Consider the following 3274-nt stretch of genomic DNA (forward strand, 5'->3'; position numbering starts at 1 on the left):
CGCCCCGCCTGTGGTGGGTGACGGGCGGCCCCCTGGCACGGCTGCCGCTGCACGCCGCCGGCCGGTACGACGGGCCGGCGGCCCGGGTGGTGTTCTCGACCGTGCCCTCGATCCGCTCACTGCTGCTCGCCCGGGAACGCGCGGCGGCCCGTCGCACGACGCCGGAACCCGCCGGAAGGAGGGATGGGGGCCGTCCCCGGAACGGCGTCGTGGTGGTGGGCGACGGAATGGACGCGGGATCGGCGCGGCTCCCGGGGCGGGAGATCGCCGCGGTGCGCGGTCTGCTGCCCGACGCGCCGGTGTTCGGCGGTCCGGGCACCGGCGATCCGCGGAACGATCCGCGGGAGGTCACCCGGGCCCTGCGCCACGCCGGCGTCGCCCACGCGGTTGGGGGTGTCGGCGGGAAGGCGCACCCGCTCGACGGCCGGGGCCCCCGGGTGGCGTACCTGTCCGAGTACGGCTCCCCGCCGACCACGGACGACGGGGGGATGACCGCGCCACCCCCGACGGTGAACCTGCACCTGGCGGGGGTGCCGTCGGTGGTGGGCCCGCTGTGGCCGTGGGCCGGGGACCCCGAGGAACCCGGGGAATCCGGAGGGGCCCGGGACACCGGCGACGGGCCGGTCCGGGTCGGCGCCGCGCCGTCCGCGCCCGGTGACTTCGCGGTCGAACTGGCCAGGGAGTTCCACCTGCGGCTGCGCCGCGCGGGGGCGGAAGGGAAGGGGAAGGGGGAGACGTTCCCCGACACCGCCCGCGTGCTGCACGCCGCGGTGCGGGCCGCCCGGCGGACCACGGGCGCCGGACCCTCCCGATGGGCCGCGCCGCACCACGTGGGGGTCTGAGCGGCCGTCACGGGGTCTCCGCGCGCCGCCGGGACCCCGTGACGGCGGAGCCGCTCCCGGCCGGCCCCGCCCGGGCCGCCGTCAGGCGGTGCGGTGGGAGAGGCGCCGCAGCCGGAAGGCCGCGACGATCTCCAACAGACCGAGGGCGATCAGCCAGCAACCGGCCACGACGGCGAGCACCAGCACGCTCTCGATGGGGAAGATCAGCAGGACCGCGCCGGCGAGGACGCTCAGCACACCCAACGCCACCGACCAACCGGCCCCGGGGCCGCCCGCCGTCGCGGCGGCCAGTTCGGCCCCGCCCCGGAACAGCCAACCGATGGCGATCCACAGGGCCAGCAACACCACCGACTGGGCGATGCTCCGGAAACAGAGCAGGCCGAGGATCACCGAGGCGGTGCCGCTGAGGAACAGCAGCCACCGGGTGCCGCCGGTGAAGCGCGGACCGAGGGCGTGGACGAACTGGACGATGCCGCTGACCAGCAGGTAGATGCCGAAGAGCACACCGAGGACGGCGACGGTGCGGCCCGGCCACACCAGGGCGATCACGCCGAGCGCGATGGTGCCCAGACCCAGTGCCAGGGCCGAGCCCCACCACGCCCCGGCCAATCGGCTCGCGAAGCCCCCCAGTTCGTACGGGCCGGGGGCGCCGGGCGGGGAACCACCCGGGCCGCCCGGTGGTGACCCACCGGAGGGGCGGTTCCCGAACTCCTCCCAGTGGGTCGCCCCGGCGGCGTCCGCCGGGCCGGAGGCGGGGTCGCGGCGACGGGCGCCGCCGCCGGGCCGGACATCGATCGCGGAGAGCGCGGTGGCTCCGGAGACTTCCGTTCGTGCCATGGAGTGCTCCCGGGGGTTGCTCGGGGATCCGGCCCCCTCCCGGCGGGTGCTTCGGACACGTCGGAAGCGTCGAGGACGCCCACGGATCCCCGGGGGCCGGACGGGTCGGGTGGGGACGGCGGCGCCGCGCCGTCGCCCCTCCGACCCCGTGAACTGCTCCCTCCGAGTGAAACCCGCCACGGGCGGTTCCGCACCCCGGGGAGCGGGTGTGCCGAACGGGGGGCGCGGCCCGATCGGGGTTCCGTCGGATCGGGGTTCCGTCGGATCGGCCGGTCAGTCGAACCAGCGGGCCACGGCCAGTTCGCCGGTCCGGGACGGGTCCTCCAGCAGGGCGGCCAGTTCGAACCGCCGAGACCAGCGACCGGCGGCCCGGGCCAGCCCGGCGGCCAGCCCCTCGACGGTGGCGGCGTGCACGATGCCGTCGCACAGCCGCCAGTCCACCTCGACCCCGTCCACCACCAGCTCCTCGTGCTCGCGGTACCGGTCGGGGGCGTCGGGGCCCAGGAGGACGCGGGCGGCGGCGGGCACCTCCCGCTCCTCCCCGGCGTCCGGCGGAACGGCGGCCCTCTTCGCGAGGGTGGCGCCCAGCGACGGAACCTCGAGCAGCACACCGAGCGCGGCGGCACGGAGCGGGTCGCAGGGCAGCAGCGGACGCCCGGGGACGAGCGGCAGCAGATCGGGGGCGTCGGCGACCAGGGCCTCCCCCGCGGGCACGACCACGCTCCGGGCCCCGCCGTCACGGGTCGCGTCACCACCGAGGACGACGGCGCGCAACTCGTCGGGGAGCGTGACCTCCTCCGGGTCCAGTTCCGCGAGGAGCGTGTAGAGGCCGTGCAGGCGGGCGGGGTCCACCTCCCGGTCGGGGTCGGCGAGACGGGAGAGCAACTCGGCCGCACCACCCGGCTCGTCGAGGAGCGCGGCGGCGGTGGTCCGCACGCCCAGTGCCCGCAGGACGCGTTCGTCCACCCCGGCCGTGTGCCCGGCTTCCACGGTGTCGTAGAGGTCGATGAGCAGGGGATCCCCGTCGGGGGTGCGCAGCCCGGCGGGGCGCCGCCCGCCCAGGACGGGGGCGCCGCGCAGCCACCACGCCGTGTAGGGGCGGGTGGTCTCCACCGTCCCGTCGGGCAGGAGCACCCTCACCGGGCGGGTGAGGGCCTCGCGCAGCGGTGGCTCGGAGAGCTGGGCCAGGGCGAGCGGCCAGCGGTCGTCGTCCACCAGCTCCAGGTCGCGCACGCCCACCACCTCGGCGGCGACCGGCGGCAGCGGGGTGTCGGGGAGGTCGTCCAGGGCGTCCTCGCACCACACGTCCACGGCGTCGAGCAGGCCGAGGTCGTCGGGCTCGGGATAGCCGGGATCGCGGCGGTCCTCGGGGACCAGCTCGTCGGGGTCGAGGACGACCTCCTCCGCGCGGTGCAGCGCGAAGCGGGCCTGCACCCCCACGGCGGCGAGCGGTCCCTCTCCCCAGTGTTCGACGAGTTCCGGGTCGCACAGGGGGAGTTCGCCGTCGCGGATGACGGCGTGGAACGGGCTGCCGGGCAGGACGAGTTCGCCGGCGGGGGTGGGTTCGGCGTCCTCGTCGCTGCCTCTTATACACA

1 protein-coding gene and 2 pseudogenes are annotated in these 3274 nt (G+C 76.8%); 1 reads left to right on the forward strand and 2 read right to left on the reverse strand.

Translation table 11 applies throughout. The features are described 5' to 3' along the window. A pseudogene (locus FNQ90_RS17230) lies at nucleotides 1-842 on the forward strand (hypothetical protein); the annotation flags it as partial. A gap of 81 nt (nucleotides 843-923) precedes the next feature. Here the strand turns inward: FNQ90_RS17230 and FNQ90_RS17235 are convergent. Beyond that, nucleotides 924-1679 carry an HdeD family acid-resistance protein gene (locus FNQ90_RS17235; protein ID WP_182607202.1) on the reverse strand — a complete coding sequence of 252 codons (756 nt, stop codon included), beginning with the start codon at nucleotides 1677-1679 and terminating at the stop codon, nucleotides 924-926. A gap of 273 nt (nucleotides 1680-1952) precedes the next feature. Beyond that, a pseudogene (locus tag FNQ90_RS17240) lies at nucleotides 1953-3274 on the reverse strand (sacsin N-terminal ATP-binding-like domain-containing protein); the annotation flags it as partial.

This window comes from Streptomyces alkaliphilus (genome assembly GCF_014141535.1).
GTDB lineage: Bacteria > Actinomycetota > Actinomycetes > Streptomycetales > Streptomycetaceae > Streptomyces > Streptomyces alkaliphilus.

Coding starts and splice junctions, on each gene's coding strand:
- FNQ90_RS17235 (WP_182607202.1), bottom strand. CDS start 1,679: ATGGCACGAACGGAAGTCTCCGGAGCCACCGCGCTCTCCGCGATCGAT.